Annotated in this window: 19 protein-coding genes and 2 pseudogenes; 12 read left to right on the top strand and 9 right to left on the bottom strand. The window is 44.4% G+C overall.

Going from position 1 to position 15,471, the window contains the following annotated elements:
- Positions 1-10: 10 nt before the first annotated feature.
- The 3 genes from OH455_RS20040 (at position 11) to OH455_RS20030 (ending at position 2,768) form a co-directional block, all read left to right on the top strand.
- Positions 11-1,168 (top strand): PKD domain-containing protein, encoded by a 1,158-nt coding sequence (locus tag OH455_RS20040; RefSeq protein ID WP_269982596.1) that lies wholly within the window; start codon positions 11-13, stop codon positions 1,166-1,168.
- A gap of 365 nt (positions 1,169-1,533) precedes the next feature.
- Positions 1,534-1,830, top strand: a complete 297-nt coding sequence (locus OH455_RS20035) for an antibiotic biosynthesis monooxygenase family protein (protein WP_269982595.1) — start codon at positions 1,534-1,536, stop codon at positions 1,828-1,830.
- Positions 1,827-2,768 carry a hypothetical protein gene (locus OH455_RS20030; RefSeq protein WP_269982594.1) on the top strand — a complete coding sequence of 314 codons (942 nt, stop codon included), beginning with the start codon at positions 1,827-1,829 and terminating at the stop codon, positions 2,766-2,768. Before OH455_RS20035 ends, OH455_RS20030 begins: the two co-directional genes overlap by 4 nt.
- A 355-nt stretch (positions 2,769-3,123) precedes the next feature.
- Here OH455_RS20030 and OH455_RS20025 read toward each other — a convergent pair whose 3' ends face one another.
- Positions 3,124-3,843, bottom strand: a complete 720-nt coding sequence (locus OH455_RS20025) for an SIMPL domain-containing protein (protein ID WP_269982593.1) — start codon at positions 3,841-3,843, stop codon at positions 3,124-3,126.
- A 147-nt stretch (positions 3,844-3,990) separates the two neighbouring features.
- Positions 3,991-4,680, bottom strand: a complete 690-nt coding sequence (locus OH455_RS20020) for an ArsR/SmtB family transcription factor (RefSeq protein ID WP_269982592.1) — start codon at positions 4,678-4,680, stop codon at positions 3,991-3,993.
- Positions 4,681-4,807: 127 nt separating this feature from the next.
- On the opposite strand from OH455_RS20020, the gene OH455_RS20015 reads away from it, so the two are divergent.
- The gene (locus OH455_RS20015) at positions 4,808-5,389 is read left to right on the top strand and encodes a hypothetical protein (RefSeq protein ID WP_269982591.1); all 582 of its coding nucleotides are present in this window, start codon (positions 4,808-4,810) and stop codon (positions 5,387-5,389) included.
- A 143-nt stretch (positions 5,390-5,532) separates the two neighbouring features.
- Here OH455_RS20015 and OH455_RS20010 read toward each other — a convergent pair whose 3' ends face one another.
- Positions 5,533-5,805 carry a hypothetical protein gene (locus OH455_RS20010; RefSeq protein WP_157634086.1) on the bottom strand — a complete coding sequence of 91 codons (273 nt, stop codon included), beginning with the start codon at positions 5,803-5,805 and terminating at the stop codon, positions 5,533-5,535.
- Between the two features lie 176 nt (positions 5,806-5,981).
- Here OH455_RS20010 and OH455_RS20005 point away from each other — a divergent pair, with 176 nt between their 5' ends.
- From OH455_RS20005 to OH455_RS19985, 5 genes are all read left to right on the top strand, one after another.
- Complete coding sequence (locus OH455_RS20005; RefSeq protein ID WP_269982590.1) at positions 5,982-6,368, top strand: hypothetical protein; 387 nt, start codon at positions 5,982-5,984, stop codon at positions 6,366-6,368.
- A 112-nt stretch (positions 6,369-6,480) separates the two neighbouring features.
- Entirely contained in the window at positions 6,481-7,233 is a 753-nt protein-coding gene (locus OH455_RS20000) for a hypothetical protein (protein ID WP_269982589.1), read from the top strand.
- A gap of 86 nt (positions 7,234-7,319) precedes the next feature.
- The gene (locus OH455_RS19995; protein WP_269982588.1) at positions 7,320-7,994 is read left to right on the top strand and encodes a hypothetical protein; all 675 of its coding nucleotides are present in this window, start codon (positions 7,320-7,322) and stop codon (positions 7,992-7,994) included.
- A 563-nt stretch (positions 7,995-8,557) separates the two neighbouring features.
- On the top strand, positions 8,558-9,052 hold the full coding sequence (locus tag OH455_RS19990) for a hypothetical protein (protein WP_269982587.1): 495 nt from the start codon (positions 8,558-8,560) through the stop codon (positions 9,050-9,052).
- A gap of 182 nt (positions 9,053-9,234) precedes the next feature.
- Positions 9,235-9,546: a hypothetical protein gene (locus tag OH455_RS19985; RefSeq protein WP_269982586.1), complete on the top strand. Its 312-nt coding sequence runs from the start codon at positions 9,235-9,237 to the stop codon at positions 9,544-9,546.
- Between the two features lie 78 nt (positions 9,547-9,624).
- Here the strand turns inward: OH455_RS19985 and OH455_RS19980 are convergent.
- Positions 9,625-9,909 (bottom strand): annotated as a pseudogene (locus OH455_RS19980) (site-specific integrase); the annotation flags it as partial.
- A gap of 315 nt (positions 9,910-10,224) precedes the next feature.
- Here OH455_RS19980 and OH455_RS19975 point away from each other — a divergent pair.
- Positions 10,225-10,719, top strand: a complete 495-nt coding sequence (locus OH455_RS19975; RefSeq protein WP_269982584.1) for a DUF695 domain-containing protein — start codon at positions 10,225-10,227, stop codon at positions 10,717-10,719.
- A gap of 129 nt (positions 10,720-10,848) precedes the next feature.
- On the top strand, positions 10,849-11,241 hold the full coding sequence (locus tag OH455_RS19970) for an SMI1/KNR4 family protein (protein ID WP_269982583.1): 393 nt from the start codon (positions 10,849-10,851) through the stop codon (positions 11,239-11,241).
- Between the two features lie 281 nt (positions 11,242-11,522).
- Here the strand turns inward: OH455_RS19970 and OH455_RS19965 are convergent, their stop codons facing one another.
- The 4 genes and pseudogenes from OH455_RS19965 to OH455_RS19950 all read right to left on the bottom strand — a co-directional run.
- Entirely contained in the window at positions 11,523-13,052 is a 1,530-nt protein-coding gene (locus tag OH455_RS19965; protein ID WP_269982582.1) for a transposase, read from the bottom strand.
- A gap of 147 nt (positions 13,053-13,199) precedes the next feature.
- Positions 13,200-13,478, bottom strand: a complete 279-nt coding sequence (locus OH455_RS19960) for a type II toxin-antitoxin system RelE/ParE family toxin (RefSeq protein ID WP_269982581.1) — start codon at positions 13,476-13,478, stop codon at positions 13,200-13,202.
- Positions 13,475-13,759 (bottom strand): type II toxin-antitoxin system RelB/DinJ family antitoxin, encoded by a 285-nt coding sequence (locus OH455_RS19955; protein WP_269982580.1) that lies wholly within the window; start codon positions 13,757-13,759, stop codon positions 13,475-13,477. The genes OH455_RS19960 and OH455_RS19955 overlap by 4 nt, the downstream gene beginning before the upstream one ends.
- 84 nt (positions 13,760-13,843) lie before the next feature.
- A pseudogene (locus OH455_RS19950) lies at positions 13,844-13,993 on the bottom strand (IS110 family transposase); the annotation flags it as partial.
- A 123-nt stretch (positions 13,994-14,116) separates the two neighbouring features.
- Here OH455_RS19950 and OH455_RS19945 point away from each other — a divergent pair.
- Complete coding sequence (locus OH455_RS19945) at positions 14,117-14,392, top strand: hypothetical protein (RefSeq protein ID WP_045978053.1); 276 nt, start codon at positions 14,117-14,119, stop codon at positions 14,390-14,392.
- A gap of 428 nt (positions 14,393-14,820) precedes the next feature.
- Here the strand turns inward: OH455_RS19945 and OH455_RS19940 are convergent.
- The coding region (locus tag OH455_RS19940; RefSeq protein WP_269982579.1) for an IS110 family transposase at positions 14,821-15,471 on the bottom strand (651 nt) is incomplete at its 5' end.

Here is a 15,471-nt window from a genome sequence, read left to right as displayed (position 1 = left end):
AGGACCTCACATGGAACTCAAACTCTCGACGCGAATCAGCCTCGTCCCTCGCTTATTCTTTGCCTCACCAAAGCGCGCGCTGCTGGCCACCATTCGGCGGTTATTGTCTACGCTGGTGCTGGCATTATTGGTTGGCTGTGGCGGCGATGTTAGTGATGGCGAAAAGTACGTCAAACCGACAGTGAATGCAGGTAGTGATCAAGCTCATACCCTGCCGATCGACAGCCTAACCTTAAGCGGATCCGCTAAGACTTATCCTGCTTATCTTTATTCGATCAAAGACACGCGTTGGCGTCAGGTATCGGGGCCTCAGCAATTGGCATTGTTGAATGAGGACGAGCTAACAGCGACCGCACTCAACCCAACTGCAGCGGGCACCTATGAGTTTGAACTTTACGCCAAAGATAGTCTCGGCCGAACTAACACCGACCTTGTGACCATTGTTCTGCATGAGGCTGTCGCTCAAAGCAAGGCAGCGAACACACGCGGTTATGCCGATGACTTTGACGTTATGTGGACATCCGTGACCGATCACTATGCTCAGTACGAGGCAATTCAAGACCAATGGCAACAACTCTATCAGCCGTATTTGCTTAGAGCCAGTGCCATTGACTCACAGGCACAATGGGGCCAGCTATTGATGGATCTTAGAGCACAGGTACAAGGTGAGCAGACAATCTTACCGAATACGGAGCAGGGGGCATGGGTAGAGAGTCACAGCGCCAATGGTATCGTGACGTTGCGTATCCTAGGGATACCCAGTGGGCAACCACACCAACTTGAACAAGCCATCCTCAATGAACTTCACTTATACCCTAATGCTCAAGAGTGGGAATTGACGGGCCTGACGGCTTATGACACTGACCTGCAGACTTGGTTGACTCTTTTTAAGCTTTTTGCCTACCAAGACACATCGGTATGTTTGTGGCGTCGCTCGGCAGAACCTGAGTGTTATACGCTCCCTGCCAACGAGCTGCTAGCAGGCAAGCCTGTCCGGACTGATAGCCAAGAGAGCTCGATGTTAACGCAATTTTTGGCCGCACAAGAGGCAGGGGCAGCGTCCGTGTTGCTTTACCCAGACTGGGCACTAGGACAGGGTAGTGGAAGGCTAGAGACGAGACTTTGGGGTGTCATGTCACCGTATGTTGACTCGGTTGTCTCATTCTAAGCCATGATAATTGCGCGCCGCCGCGGCATAGTTTGCGGCAAGCGGGAACCATTCAGGCTATCAGTGTGGTCTGCTTCAGTATTGCCAATACTCCCGTTTGTTTATCGATATTTTCCTGTTTTGAGAACGAAAGATACCCCTGAATTTGAAGAAATTTGATAGGATTGTCAGGGGTTTAGGCTAAAGGTAAGTGGAAAAGATACTTACTTTTAGCCCTATGATGGGTTGAGAAGAAGAATACCGTTAAGCTCACCCACACTGAAAGGCGCGCCGTTGTTCACGACCATCAAGATCCGATAGGGCAAGGTGGCAGCCTCCGCCGCATTGAGACAGGGTTCAATAAACAAAGATAAGGAGAGTTTAGGGTGTTTCGAGTGATTTACGAATGGCGTGTCGCCGCTGAGAAGATGACCGAGTTTCAGCTTGCTTGGCAAGCAGTGACGGACACCATACATGAAACGGTGCCGGGCGCGCTTGGCAGCGCCTTATACCGGTCGACGCAAACGCCAGACAAGGTGCTCACTATCGCTAAATGGCAAACTCGCCAAGACTGGGAGGCCTTTTGGGGACAAAGCGACCCTGAGTCCATGCGCCCTATGCGCCAGTTGGGTGAGCGGGTCAGTGTCGAGACGTTTGACGAAGTGGAAGATCGTACACGATGAGAGCACAACAAATCAGCCACTTCCACTTGGGTGATTGGCACTGGATAAGATGGGTTGTCTTGGCAATTGGTATGTTCACCTCGGCACTGAGCGCAGCGTGCGAGATTGGCGAGATCCGCGCTATACGCAATAGCGCACTGGTCGCTTATCAGGCCAATGAAGTCGGCGATGCAGCCCACCAACTCAGTACCTTTTATGATCAGAAATGCGACTTCTACACCATGGCGCAAAAGTCGGACGCTGTCCTCAATGAGGGGCTCTGGTTGATCAGCGATTTGATGCTTTATTACCGCAAAACCAACCAGCTTTTAGCCTGTTTGTCGTTGGACGATGAGGTGTATCATTCTTGGATGGTGAGTGATCGTTCACGTTATTCACCCAGGGCAGAAAGCGCGCTGCAAACCAATGTGAACCAATGTAGTCGAGCATTAGATACTCAGTTTGTGTCTCCTGAACCCTGTCCGATCGCGGGCTACGAGAGTCTGTCTGCGATACCAGCCTCTTGGCGCGACAACAACCCGTTGTTTCATGAAGTCGCGTGTATCGGGTTAAAGGATAATGAACCTAACCTTATCGGAGGACAACGTGATGGCCCCCAGCTACGCAGTGAGGGAATGCAGTCCTATTTGCAATTGCCAGTGTTGTACGTAAAAAATGTCGTGCCAGTTGAGGGAATACCAGAAGAGAATGAACAGTGGGTCAATCAATACGCTCTTGACGTCTTGTACTTCTCTTCGGCTGAGGAGTCACTCATTGGTGGTGAGCAATGCTATGGGCTCGATTTAAAAGTAGGGCAAGAAGCCGGAAGTTTATTGTTGGAAGGTGGAGCGCATTATTGTTCGGGTGGGACTGCCACTTTCATCCACCGGATGATAGCGACTATCGATTATCCTTTTCGGGTCAGAATGCTTCAACAGCGTATGCATGCAGTCAAGTAAACACACAATGGCCATTCGCGGAGCGTGACAGCTAAGAACGGCGACGGGTGTGGTATACCGGCCAGCGCTTATACTGTTAGAAGTGATAATTATTGTTTAAATTTATATGCGCAACTGCTCATATAAATTTAAAAAAACTGTCTAGACTGTTACCGTCTTTTTAACGGTAACAGGATGAGAGTATGACAGTCGCCACGAGAGCTGCTAAGCGTGTGGAATGGATTGCCCAATGTTTGCCCTTGGTCTGGTTTGTACTGCTGGTTGTCGTGCAATATTCATGAACGTTTTGTGCACGACCGAGTATAAAAAAAGCCAGCGTAATCGCGCTGGCTTTGTTGTATCAGTGACTGACTGATCAATCAGACAGGTAGTACTGCACGGTTGACACGACACGTACTTTTTTAATGTACGGTGTATTACTGTCACGATCGTAAATTGAAAACTGTCCTTGTGTGGCACGCTTTATTTTCCCCAGCGAACTGTCGGAATCTTTGGCAAATTTCTCGGCTACCTCACGCGCATTTTTGGTTGCCTCTTCAATCATGTCGGGTTTGATGTCATTTAACTGAGTAAAACTGTAATCGACACGGTTGGTGTAGGGATCTTGATTGAGCAACACACCTTGCTTGCCTAGTTCCCCGATTTCGTTGATGGCCGTCCGCACCATTTCAATATTCTGGCTGTACACGGTGAGGGTTCGGGTAGCTAAGTAACGGTACTCAATGTTTGTCTCTCCGCCGTATTGCTGGGCTTTACGGTCAGTGACTGCAGGGGATGACAGCGAAACACTCGATGATTCCACTCCCTTGCTATTCAGAAATTGCTGAACAAGGGCCGTCTGTTTGTCAATGTCGCTAAACAGGGCGGTCATATCATTACCTGCGACGGTGAACTGAATCGGCCAAATTACAGTGTCAGCAGGATATTCACGTTCTGATAGCCCCTTAACGGTAACAACGCGCTCATACGCTTTGTACTGGATAGCGGTTTGCTGGATAAAGAACCCTAGTACGCCCAAACCGATAATAAGGCACAGCCCTAACCACATTGATGACTTAGTGGACATTCGCTCCATCTCTCCTCCTTTTTGCTTCGATGTCAATCGATGGAATCACTATCATAACGAAGGCATGTCAATAATGTGGCATAGAAAGGTTAAGATTTGCCGTTATTCTCGACATAGCGACTTTCGATCTATAAAGCTAAAGAAATAAAACGTGATTCAGTCTGCGCTCGTCTTGTCCGTGCCCAGTTGATAGTTGTTGCTAAAAGCAGTTAAGCCCTGTGGCGAAAACGTTATCGCTCGCGAGTCTAAATCACGCTTAGCCCACTGGCGTTTGAGGAGATCGTCCAGTATCCATTGACCTAAACTGCCCGCAAGGTGACTACGCCGTTCACTCCAATCTAAGCAGGCTTTACAAAGAGGACGCCGGCCAGTGGTCAGGGCTTCAACATCCGCCCCTAAACGTTCGAACTGGCGACGACCCTTGTCGGTTAGGTGGGCGTGATGACTTGTCTCAACCAGCCATTGGTTCTCGACCATGGCATCGAACAAGCGGACGCCGAGTTCGCCAGCCAAGTGGTCGTAACACACGCGTGAACGTCTAAGGCGTGGATCGGTTGTTCCCCTCAGGCGAGGGATTGCAGCAGTGACGGTAAGCAACTGCTCTAATAACTCGGCAACTTGGGCGTCTTTCAACTGAAAATATTTATGCCTACCTTGCTTGCGCACGACGAGCAGTTCACCTGACACCAGCTTGTTCAAATGGCTGCTGGCCGTTTGGGCGGTGATGTCTGCTTCTAGTGACAACTCCGTGGCTGTTAACGCTTGGCCTCCCATCAGCGCAGTTAGCATCCTAGCGCGTGCTTGATCGCCGATGAGGCTAGCCAAAATGGCAATATTCGGTTCCATGGTTTCCTTGGTTATCGAGTTTTCAACGGCAACTTAGTAAGGCATTAGGTTCAATGGCGAACCATCATTGACTTGCTCGCGTATTTATTGGTCTAATTGTACGGCAATATTTATATAAGGCATAAGAATGGAAGTTGTACAAAAAAAAGGCAAAATTAAATATACGTTTAGTTTCGAGCAAGATAAATTAAATTACGCTTATGAAGAGTCAACAGAAAAAGGTGATATAGACCTTTACTATGGTGATTTATCTAAGAAAAGCTCTGAGTTCATTGAACAAAACGAGTGGTTAAGGAATGTTGGGTTGCTTTGGATTGTCATTGGAGTCTTCCAGAGTGTTTACGGTAGCATTACTCGAGAGTCACTTTATATCGATCTGATGTGGATTCTTATAGGCGCCGCTTGTTTGGCTTGGTCAGTAATATCAAAAGTTACCTACACAATATACAAAACTGACAATGCTAGATTGCACATCATTCATGATAAACAGCATGATGCTATCGTTAACGAATTAATGAGTCGACGCAAGGCACAGCTCCTAGCTTGGTATGCCGATGTTAACGTTGACAATGATCTAACTAATGAAATCAATAAGTTCAGATGGTTAGCTGAGCAAGAAGTTTTGACTGAAGAAGAATCAAAGCAAAAAATAGAAGAAGCAAAGTTCTATCATCAACAGCAAGGTGATGAAGAGCGACTACTCAATTAGATTTACACCTAACACATATCTGCTTTCAGCCCGTTTTAAGGCTACCACACTCTATTGGCTGCGATAGCAGCCAATGCTTTTCAAACAACAAAATTATCTATCTCGTCTCGCTATTTCGGTAACGTCCGGTGATATAGGTATGACTATTTGATTTTGTTTGACAGTGCTTTAAGGCCGAGGGCAGTCGCCTTTGTAATACTGGTTTCTTTATACAAGTAGTCATTGGTTCCAGAGTCTGTGACTTCAATAACCAAGTCTGATGTTGTTTGACGTAACGTCAGTGCGTTAGTATCAAAACCTTGTGGTTTTATGGCAATTTTATTATCACCTCGATAATTCCAGTTGAAAGTATGGCCTGATTTTGACTCTAGCGTGAGTTCTCTGCAAAGTATCTTGGCTAAATCTTCGAATTCCATTGTTGAGCTCGGTTGTTTAGTGATTGAATAGAAAGGATAATTAATCGATTGCATTTAGCAATCTATTTAAGCGGATTCGCAACGTTTGTCACTTTCGGTATGTACCCGCTTCAGTGTTTGCAGCACAATTGCGATTGTCGCTGCTCACGACCTAATTAAAACCTAACGGAGAATACATGAAAAAGCTCATCGCAGTGGCTTTCAGTTTTTTATTGATTGCTGTGGTTAATGCAGAACCAACTCCTGATTTTTCTGAGGTAGATACGCGAGAAAAAGCATTGAAACTCGTACAGCAAGGACAATTATTTGAAGTGCTGCTCTTACCGACTGAATTAGGTGGCAAAAATGAACCTAGGAATATCGTGTTCGTCCCTGAAGATATTTCGGCGGCACACGAACAAAATACACAGAATGTACTTAGTTTAATCAAGGATAAGCTGATTAATCGCTTAGAGGTCCAACCCGTTTACAAAGAAAATAGCTTTGTTCCTTCGCAAGTTAAAATGATTGGCAGGCACTCCGTTGAAAAGCGCAGGTTTATTACGGTACTTAATATTTGGTAGTAATGGCAAGATTGGCAATGACGTTTCCCAATCCAGATGACTGGTTACATTTGGTGGTCTGGAATAATTTAGTTCACCAGTTGGCTGACCTAGAGATGACCTTGACGAAACCATGATTAAACTCAGTGAACATATGGGATTGGACAAAAAAACAATAAATTTGGACAACAACGACCAAAGTGGTTGGAAACTGCTGATAGCACGAATAAAACCCAAGACATTGTTAGGCGGACTGGTTTTTATTTGGACGATGCTGTCTTTGATTGGGTTTGTGGTTCTTATGTGGCCAGACAATTGGTATAAGTTTGATTGGCCAGAGCAGATAGTGGATATCAACTGGATGCTGTATATATCATCTGGCGTAGTCTGCTTTGCGTGGCTAGTTAGAAAACAGTGCTCTTCAGATGAGAAATTATCTTGCAAAGAGTTGTGCTACTCATTTGTGGGTTTTTTAATGATACACGGCTTCCTTTTTGCCGGCGTGTTAACCCTTTTTGTGCAAGTCGTGCACATTTACAATAGTAAGGAAGCGGCGTTGCATTTAGCAGTGAAAGGGAAAACAAGTCGATTTATAACAGGAGCAAAACCGGCGTGCAAAGGTGGCTTATATTTAGAAAGGTTTGAGCGTATTTGCTACGGAGACAAAGAGATTTGGGCCGCCGCTAAAAAAGGTATGAGCGTGATAGTGATAGGCAAGTTTTCAAATGTGGGTATGGATATTGATGAGATGTACCTAGTGACTAACAAAAACTATCGACCTCGGGGGAAAGTCATATTGATACCGAGTGAGCATACTCACGTCATGACATACGAGGAGCTACCTATGCAAGACGTTGTAGCCTCCGAGAAAACAGGATATGAATAAGAAACTTGAAGCTTGTCTTTAAGTAAGTGTTTGATTAAAAGGCCAATACTCGGCAAGTTTACTTCAAAGCTTGCTCTGTGTTTTAGGTGGCTTGGATTCGTTTTGTGGTATGTTACAAGTCAGTTAGCACTCGAGGAGGAAGTATTCAGATTATAACATTTATAGCCCCATTGATTTTTGTCTCGTTTATCGTGTTTAAGGCAAGGTTTTCGGTATATCAAAATACCCTCGACAATGGCGTTTTAACTTATTTTTCAGCTTTCCTGGCAGTCATTTTTACAGCGATTTTTTACATCTATAAAATTAGAAGAGTTAAACGCGCCGAAACAATGATTGTGGAACACGGTAATTTTGGAAAGCGCCCTAATTCAACAACCCGTTTGTTACCACTTGTTGTTCTTCTGCTGTTTATCTTAATAAGAATAGGTATAACAGCTCCCAATGAAAGATATCTAGGTGACGAGGTTGTTAAAATCAACTTCATAGTTACTTGTAAAGGTGAACGCTCCGTTAAAGGTGGAACAATAAAGTATTTGTGTATCAACGACGGAGAAAGAGACCTTAAATATGATGCAAACGACATAGCATCTCATTATTTTTCGATTGGAGAAGAAATTATTGCCACTACGCGACAAGGTTATTGGGGGTATTTAGTTATTCAAGATCTGCATAAAAAGAAGACTAGCAAGGCACTCGATGAGAAAGCCGTCACTTGTGTTGGGCTTACAGCTTCAGAGTGTGCTCGATACTTTGCTCCGTAGAAAAAGGCGGCTTAATAAACTCAGTTAATAGCTGAGCAAGAAAACATTGGTTTTTTATGTCCAAATGCAGCTGTATCTTTTTGTTGTGTTCTGAATCTCTTCTCAGCCTTAAACAATAGAAGCCGTTTTCTGTGACGGCCTTGTCTAAACCTCATCCTTTACTCGACACATTGTTAACACACCTCTTTACAAGGTACTGATTTTTGACCAGTTAATCGGCCTACGCGCTGAAAGCGTTGACTCTTCTGAACCCCAGCGATATCCTGCAAAAGCACTGGCAAAATCCAGTGCCGGGATTGATACCCCGCACCTTACACATGGCGCATAGATGCCGGCTGAACCTTAGCCTCCATCATGTGCGGCCTAGGCACATCTGTAGAAATCTAAATCGCATGACTTAATGCGCATTTCGATTCGGTATTACGGTGGGCTGGGCGAGGCAGCTCCTTTCGGGGAGGCTGGCCGTTTCCATGTGTGCGGTAGTATCAACCTTGTTCAGTTCACCACCCTTTGTTATGGGGTCTCTGTGTGGTGATGGAAATGTTTTCCTGTTGGAGGTTACCATGCCAAAGCTCACAGACGATCACGTTCTGAAGGTTCTCAATTCAATTTGCTATCGCATTCACACCGAGCCTGAATCGATTCGCTCGCATATGCGTGATTTATCGACGCTGCTCAATGGGCCCGACCCTAAACAAACGTCTAAATATAGCTGGCTCGAAGCGATTATTAGACAAGCGCAACTCAATCGCTTTACTGAGCACTGCTCCCCATCTAGTGGCACTCCCGATCTTTGTTTAGTTAAGATGCAGAACCAAAATGCCTATAATTTGTGTTTTACCCAAGACGTTGACCAATGTATTTGTCGTTTGCAGTCTTTGTGTGCGCAGCCGATTGAGCTGGTGGCATACGGGAAAGCGAAACTCAGCCCAGACGCACTGCTTGAGGTACTGTCTGAACCGCAGATCCAGAAGAACCGTTGGTTTCCATTGAGCGATAGTCAGCGAGATGGGATCGTTAAGACGCTTAAGCAAGATCAAACTCTCACCTCGCGTTGATTGGCCATCAACGAGCAGGCACAGAATCACTGAAGTTTGGGGTAGGGTGGTTGCTCTAAATTATTGTTAGTAATAGAATTTTCACTCTTCTTGCTAATATACCCCCACGCACGCTTTTATATATTGATATGATGTATGGTTCGATGCGTTTGAATTAATTTTTAGTCACTTATGATAGGGTAATGGCAAGTCAGGCAAAGAGAAAAGCGAGACTGCCTGTTGTTAAGAGTGTTATGTTTGTCGGTGAAATGGATAGAATCAATTTTTTAAAACTTATCAAGGTAATTGGTATTGACCCATCAGCTTTTAATTTAAACGGTGCTTCCAGTGATAAGTATTGTTTAGAATTATGTGGCGATAAATGGGAGGTGTTCTATGCCGAGCGAGGAAATAAAAACTCCAGGGTTGAATTTGCTTCAGAAAGTGACGCATTGGAATACCTTCTGAATAAGTTGAAAATGGAGCCAATCGCAACTGCGTTAAAGAACAACTAAAATAACTGGTCGTCACCAAGTTAAGCCTTGCATTAATTTTACAAGGGTCTTTTGGTGTGTGTCCTGAATTTAATTGTTGGCGTAGCTAAATCCCAAATCACCTAGCGGCGTTTGCAAAAATTGATTGTAAAGATAAGCAATTGCGTTGAGCGCTACTTTTTGAGTGTTGATTGCTACGTACTGCTCGTTGGCAAGATAAGAAAGAAAACTCGTTACTTCATTTTCGCCCATATCTTTTGGATGTTTTAGTTTGTTGAAGCGAATAAAGTATTTAATCCAATATAAGTAAGCCTTTTCTGTTTTGAGACTGTATCCCCGCATTCGCATATGTCGTCGAATTTCTTCTAAAAATTTGCTTGCCATCTGTACGCTCCATAACTGTGTATTTACATAGTTTATTGGGTTTGAGTTCGGTTTGAGTATGAAAAATGGCTTGTTTTGTTGAGAGTTCAGTCTCGCTATTGTCAACAGAAGATTAAGTAAGTTATTGTTAATCAAAGGATTGGCACTCTCCCTTCCTGGTATAACGCGCAGTCTCGTTTTTATGTGATGGTAGGGTGTGCAATATGACGTATATTCGATAGTTTTTAATGAGTTATGATAAGTTGATAAAAAATCAGGTAGAGACAAAAACGAGACTGCCTGTTATTAAGAATGTTATGTTCTAGGAGGAATTTCATGTTCGGGAAAATATTTGGCAGGGGTAAAGATAGAGAACTAAAAGAAAACGAAGTCCGAATAGTGCTTCCTGAAGAGTCTTACACCTTACTTGAATGGAAAAAAGATGATTTACCATGCATAGGTATGTTGAACTCTGGACTCAATGGTTTTGAACATCGCGAAATTTTTGGCTGGCATCTTTCTGTAATAATCGATCTTGATGGCTTAGTCGAGAACGGAATGCCTTCGGAAGATGAGCGAGCTATCGTTGACCCATTTTGTGAACAATTGGACCAAGAGATTAAAGCGGGTGGTAATGCGCTCTTTCTTGTGAGAGAAACATGGAATAACACTCGTCGTTTAGTATGGCGAGTATATGACCCTGAAATTGCGCATCAACATCTTCAGCACATTGTTGACCATTATCGTTATCCGCGACAATTTGATTGGCATATGGAACAAGATCTAGAATGGGAACAAGTTAATTGGTACCTCAAGCAGTTACGAGCATAACAAGTGCTTAAAGTCAGACTGCCAACCTATGGCGTTTTTGGTTCGGTTTGGGTTTGGTGATTACGGTGGTCTGTTTGGGTGTCGTGCATTGGCAGCCGCTTAAGCAGGCGTTATAGCTTTGGAGTAAAAATGGGATTCAACTTAACAGAAGAACAGTTAGTTAATACTGAGGTTGAGCTTGGTGCAAGGCTCCCCCATGATTACCGTGAATCAATGAAGACTGACAATGGTGGGGAGGCAACGACTGAAGAAGATGATTGGGAGCTTTACCCAATCAAGGACAACTCCGATCGAAATAGGCTAGCTCGTACGTGTAACCACATTATTGCAGAAACCAAGTCGTGTTCTGGTTTTGGCAACTTTCCACACAATGCATTGGCAATTGCCAGCAATGGTCTTGGAGATCAAATGGTTTTCTTAAAAGAATCAGCACAGTTCAAACCAGAAGTTTATATTTGGCTTCATGAAACCGGAGAGACTCAGTTGCTTGCAAGTTCATTTGCCAAGATAGGAAAGCTATAACAAACTGCTTAAGACGGACTGCCAACGCTCGGCGAATTTACTTCAAAGTTTGTTCTGTGTTTACGGCGGCTTGTTTACGTTTTGTGTTATGTTGTCAGCCACTTAGCAGGGCGTTGAGGCTGTAGAATTTCTTGGTTTTTCTCCAATTTCACCTGATTTTTCGACAACTTTCCCTGTCTAAATTGGCTTAAATACTGAGCCGTGATATTGGTGCTTACGGTGATAATTTAAGATATAGGCGTCGTTGCTGGTTCTGGCAGGTTTTAGAGGGGTTTCCCCCTCTAATGAATGTAATTTCTCAGCTTTTCTATGTTGTGAAGCAAGCTAAACATCGCCCATTGTGCGTTGACTTTCTCTTTACCTCTCAGAGTGAATCGATTCATCTGTTTATTAACGGTGATATTGCCGAAAACGGGTTCAACACACCCAAGGCGCTTACTGTATTGCCGCCTTCCTTCTGGGCTATCAATTTTGCTTTTCATAGCTTGCATATGGTCAAAGTTTTTGGTGTTTTTGTAGATAAAGAAGACTTGTCGGCCTTGCTGTTTACCGGGAGGCTTCCTCATACACTGAGATTGGTGAATGCACTGCCGACAGTCGTTGAGGTAGCCACAAAACTGAGCGCCTCGCTCTCCACGTATTACGGCATTTTTGCTGCTAAGGCGCATCATCTTCCCAGCGGGACATCGGCAAGTCATCGCATCTTGGTCAAACTCGAACATGGCAATGGGATAACAGGTTTTGCCTGTTTTGGACCGCTTCTTACGTTTCTTTGCTTGCTCGGTTTGGTAGGTTTCACTGCTTTGAAAGAGTGGATTGCGGCTGCGAAATGCCGTGTCAGCGATGTAACAATCGTACGGAGTGCCCGCCAAGAACTTGAGATTGGCTTTGCTATGAAAGCCACTGTCAGCCGTGAACTTGATCGTGTGCTCGGTAGAATTCGGCAGTTTGTCCATCTGTTCGTTTAAAGCGAGTACCGCAGGTTTGAGCGTTTGCTGCTCACCGACACTGCCCCATACTTGGCTGTACAAAATAACTTGGTGTTTGTCATCAGTGATAGCAATGCCGTTATAGCCTTGAATCGTGCCCTTCGAGGTAGTCATTTTTGCACTATCGTTGTCAGTTATGTTGCTTTTTATGGGTTTGTTATTAGAGCCTAACTTGTCGTGGGTACTCGCGAGAAATGTACCTATTTTATTGGCGCTGTTATCGAGCTTTTGTTTTTGTCTTAAGTCTTGTGCGAGAACCTCGTTAGGTAGGGCGTCTTGATTTTGATGGCGTTCGATAATGCGGCGACTCGCACGCTCTAGTTTCTCTTTTTTGCGTTGGAGTTCTTCGTGTGTGCCACTCCATTCTTTACTGGCATTGGATGATATTTTACATCCATCAATGGCAAACATGTTACGCCCGATAAGACCTTGTTCATCACATATCATCAAGACTTGAGTAAAGAGTGGTTCAATGGTGTCTTTCATTTTAGCGATGAAGGCAGCGATGGTTGTGAAGTGTGGTCTGACATCGCCAGATAGACACATGAAAGTGACATTGTTGATACAAGCTTTTTCAATGCGTCGACTGGATAGCATGCCGAGAGAATAGGCATAAAAGATAACCTTGAGCATGATGGAAGGCGGGTAGGCGGCCGCTCCGTTTTGGTCATTGCAATAGTGGACATCAAAAGGTGATAGGTCGAGGTGATTATCGACGATATGGGCTATCGCATACTCGATAGTGCCAGGGATGAGTTGCTCATCGATGATGACAGGGACAAACATGTTTTGGTGCGAGTAATCGGTTTTGAAGTTGGGCATAACCGTGTCTCATGACGAATAATTTAGATTAGATCATAAGGTGTTGATGCGTTCAAGTTCATATCATGATGAAATATAGGTAAGATCAGAATTGAGAACGAGTAAGGAAGAAATCCTACAGGCTCGTTAGTTTCCCAGTAGACATAATCAGTCCGCAGGGAATTTTTGTTTTTGATGCAGTACACGCATGATGCGAATGATATCGCCTTCAACCCAGTAGGAAACAATCATTGAAATCTCAGGAATAATAAGCAATCGTCCTCTAATTACGTCTCGTTGGACTCCCATATGAGGTTGCTCTAGAAGGTTCTCAACTTTTGCTTCAATAATTTCGTCGGTTTTGTCAGCAGCTTCGGGGTTAAAGTCGTAAAGAAACTCAAAGATCTTTTCGCGATCGTTAAGAGACTCTTCTTCCCACAAAATCATAACTTGCCTCGGTTACGGATTTTAGCTTTACGCTCGGCCATACGAGATTTAGCTGACTCGTGGTCAACAAAAGTGGCTTTTCCTGAGTCAAGCTTCTCAAAAGCTAAGTTAACTTGTTCAGTTAACCACGCGTCGTGAGATAAAGTCTTTCTCTGTTGATCAGCCAGTTGTTCAGTCAGCTCACGACAAGCATCACTTAGTGTTCTGCCTTGGCTTTCAGCCATTTGCTGGGCTAGTCGTTTCGTTTCTTCATCAACACGAAACTGAATTCTAGTGTCCATGATGTGCTCCATATCTTGTGTGTGTACAAATGTTAGCACCAGGTTTGTAGTTGGGCAACTAACAAGAGACTATGGCGTCAATAGTTAATTTTTGACGCAATCTTTGTCACACATTGTGCCGTCTCTTAGCATTGAATTGAGCGTCACAACCATCTTTCTCATGCAGGCAACTATCGCTACTTTTTTAGGTTTTCCTGCCGCAAGTAATCGTTCATAAGTAGCCTTAAATACAGGCTTTTGGTGTGTGTCCTGAATTTACAATAGTTTTTAATGAGTTATGATAAGTTGATAAAAAGTCAGGTAGAGACAAAAACGAGACTGCCTGTTATTAAGAATGTTATATATTCTAGGGTGTTTATGGAATTTAGAAACGATTATGGCGTGTTTGTGTGCGCGCATGTATTTAAGAAAACTAGGCCAGTGCTCTTTTCTGTAAGAGACTTTGATGGAGATTGGCAGTTTCTGTGTGGTATTGACGGATGCGTAGAAAGTGGTCGCCCTCATCATATTGGTGTGGGTCACCTTGTGGCAGAGGACGCAACCATTAATGAGTTGACGGCATTGGAACCAGGTACCTGTGCAAGTCGTTCTACGCTGGATTCACTATGGGTAGTCGATAAATTAGAAGAATGAATATATAACAAACTGCTTAAGACGGACTGCCAACGCTCGGCGTTCTCAGTTCAAATTGAGTTTTGTGTTTACGGTTAATGGTTTAGGTGAGGTGGAAGCGTCGCTCACTACTTAACGCGGCGTTGATATGACCCCCACTGTCAGTTAAAAAGTAGAAGTTTCTGCTCCCACATTTCCAGAGCCTTACTAATAAATCAGTAGTAGTGTTACCGCATAGGTGAAGCAAGTAATGTCGTCAGTTCTCATGCTGATATACGTGGATTACTCACCGTTGGTGAGCAGAGCCTACCTTACTTGTTCCGTCGTGGCACCTGTCTTCAGTCTATGCTCGTGGTTCAATACAGCTTACGCTCGATTGCCGTCCTAACGCCGTCGGCGGTTGTGCCACACCCGATGCTTCATCCTTTGCGATAACACTAATTCGTTGTTCATGCAGGTAGCCTTGCGATGCGAGTTTTAGGATCGACGTCGCTTACGACAACCTCTCTTGCGATAGCCCAGATATAAGCAATCATTTCTCTAGCGATGGCCACGACAACAACATTTCTATGCTTCCCTTTTTGAAGCAGTCGTTGGATCTCAATAGAGATATTGGCTTTATGTTTGTAGGTATGAGCGCCTTCCACCAATAATCGTCTTGTTCGACTGTTCCCGCATTTGGTTAAACTACCACGCCGAGTTTTCCCGCCACTAGAGCTTTCTGTGGGAACGAGGCCAAGGTAAGCCATGAGCTTTCTGGGATGATCGAACCGCCGTAAATCACCAAGTTCTGCAATGGTGCCGAGGGCGACCAGCAACCGTACGCCACGCATGGCTTGAACTGCTTTGACGACAGGATAGTATCGCCAATTTTTTATCTGATGGAGCAGTTCATTATCGAGTCTCTGAAGTCTTTTCATTCGTTCACTGATAGTAATGATCATCTCTTGCAGAACGATCTGTTGGCTATGGTGAGGTAGGATGAGGTCTGTGAGCCACCGTAGATGCTTTTTAGACCAGTTGTCATTCACTGTTGCTTGCACATTATTGCGAAGTAGGAAGCCCTTGAGTTGGAACTTAGCGTCTTTAAGATCTTTCAA

The sequence above is a fragment of the Vibrio sp. T11.5 genome (assembly GCF_027587155.1).
GTDB lineage: Bacteria > Pseudomonadota > Gammaproteobacteria > Enterobacterales > Vibrionaceae > Vibrio > Vibrio neptunius.
Note: the sequence above shows the minus strand (reverse complement) of the source record. Positions and strands in the feature narration are given on the sequence as shown.

What these genes read in the sequence shown, in the direction of transcription:
- OH455_RS20010 (WP_157634086.1), bottom strand. Translation starts at nt 5,805, where the DNA reads ATGGAATTCGAAGATTTAGCCAAGATACTTTGCAGAGAACTCACGCTA.
- OH455_RS19975 (WP_269982584.1), top strand. Translation starts at nt 10,225, where the DNA reads ATGTTCGGGAAAATATTTGGCAGGGGTAAAGATAGAGAACTAAAAGAA.
- OH455_RS20000 (WP_269982589.1), top strand. Translation starts at nt 6,481, where the DNA reads ATGATTAAACTCAGTGAACATATGGGATTGGACAAAAAAACAATAAAT.
- OH455_RS19985 (WP_269982586.1), top strand. Translation starts at nt 9,235, where the DNA reads ATGGCAAGTCAGGCAAAGAGAAAAGCGAGACTGCCTGTTGTTAAGAGT.
- OH455_RS20015 (WP_269982591.1), top strand. Translation starts at nt 4,808, where the DNA reads ATGGAAGTTGTACAAAAAAAAGGCAAAATTAAATATACGTTTAGTTTC.
- OH455_RS19945 (WP_045978053.1), top strand. Translation starts at nt 14,117, where the DNA reads ATGGAATTTAGAAACGATTATGGCGTGTTTGTGTGCGCGCATGTATTT.
- OH455_RS19970 (WP_269982583.1), top strand. Translation starts at nt 10,849, where the DNA reads ATGGGATTCAACTTAACAGAAGAACAGTTAGTTAATACTGAGGTTGAG.
- OH455_RS20030 (WP_269982594.1), top strand. Translation starts at nt 1,827, where the DNA reads ATGAGAGCACAACAAATCAGCCACTTCCACTTGGGTGATTGGCACTGG.
- OH455_RS20040 (WP_269982596.1), top strand. Translation starts at nt 11, where the DNA reads ATGGAACTCAAACTCTCGACGCGAATCAGCCTCGTCCCTCGCTTATTC.
- OH455_RS19955 (WP_269982580.1), bottom strand. Translation starts at nt 13,759, where the DNA reads ATGGACACTAGAATTCAGTTTCGTGTTGATGAAGAAACGAAACGACTA.
- OH455_RS19990 (WP_269982587.1), top strand. Translation starts at nt 8,558, where the DNA reads ATGCCAAAGCTCACAGACGATCACGTTCTGAAGGTTCTCAATTCAATT.
- OH455_RS20005 (WP_269982590.1), top strand. Translation starts at nt 5,982, where the DNA reads ATGAAAAAGCTCATCGCAGTGGCTTTCAGTTTTTTATTGATTGCTGTG.
- OH455_RS19960 (WP_269982581.1), bottom strand. Translation starts at nt 13,478, where the DNA reads ATGATTTTGTGGGAAGAAGAGTCTCTTAACGATCGCGAAAAGATCTTT.
- OH455_RS19965 (WP_269982582.1), bottom strand. Translation starts at nt 13,052, where the DNA reads ATGCCCAACTTCAAAACCGATTACTCGCACCAAAACATGTTTGTCCCT.
- OH455_RS20020 (WP_269982592.1), bottom strand. Translation starts at nt 4,680, where the DNA reads ATGGAACCGAATATTGCCATTTTGGCTAGCCTCATCGGCGATCAAGCA.
- OH455_RS20025 (WP_269982593.1), bottom strand. Translation starts at nt 3,843, where the DNA reads ATGGAGCGAATGTCCACTAAGTCATCAATGTGGTTAGGGCTGTGCCTT.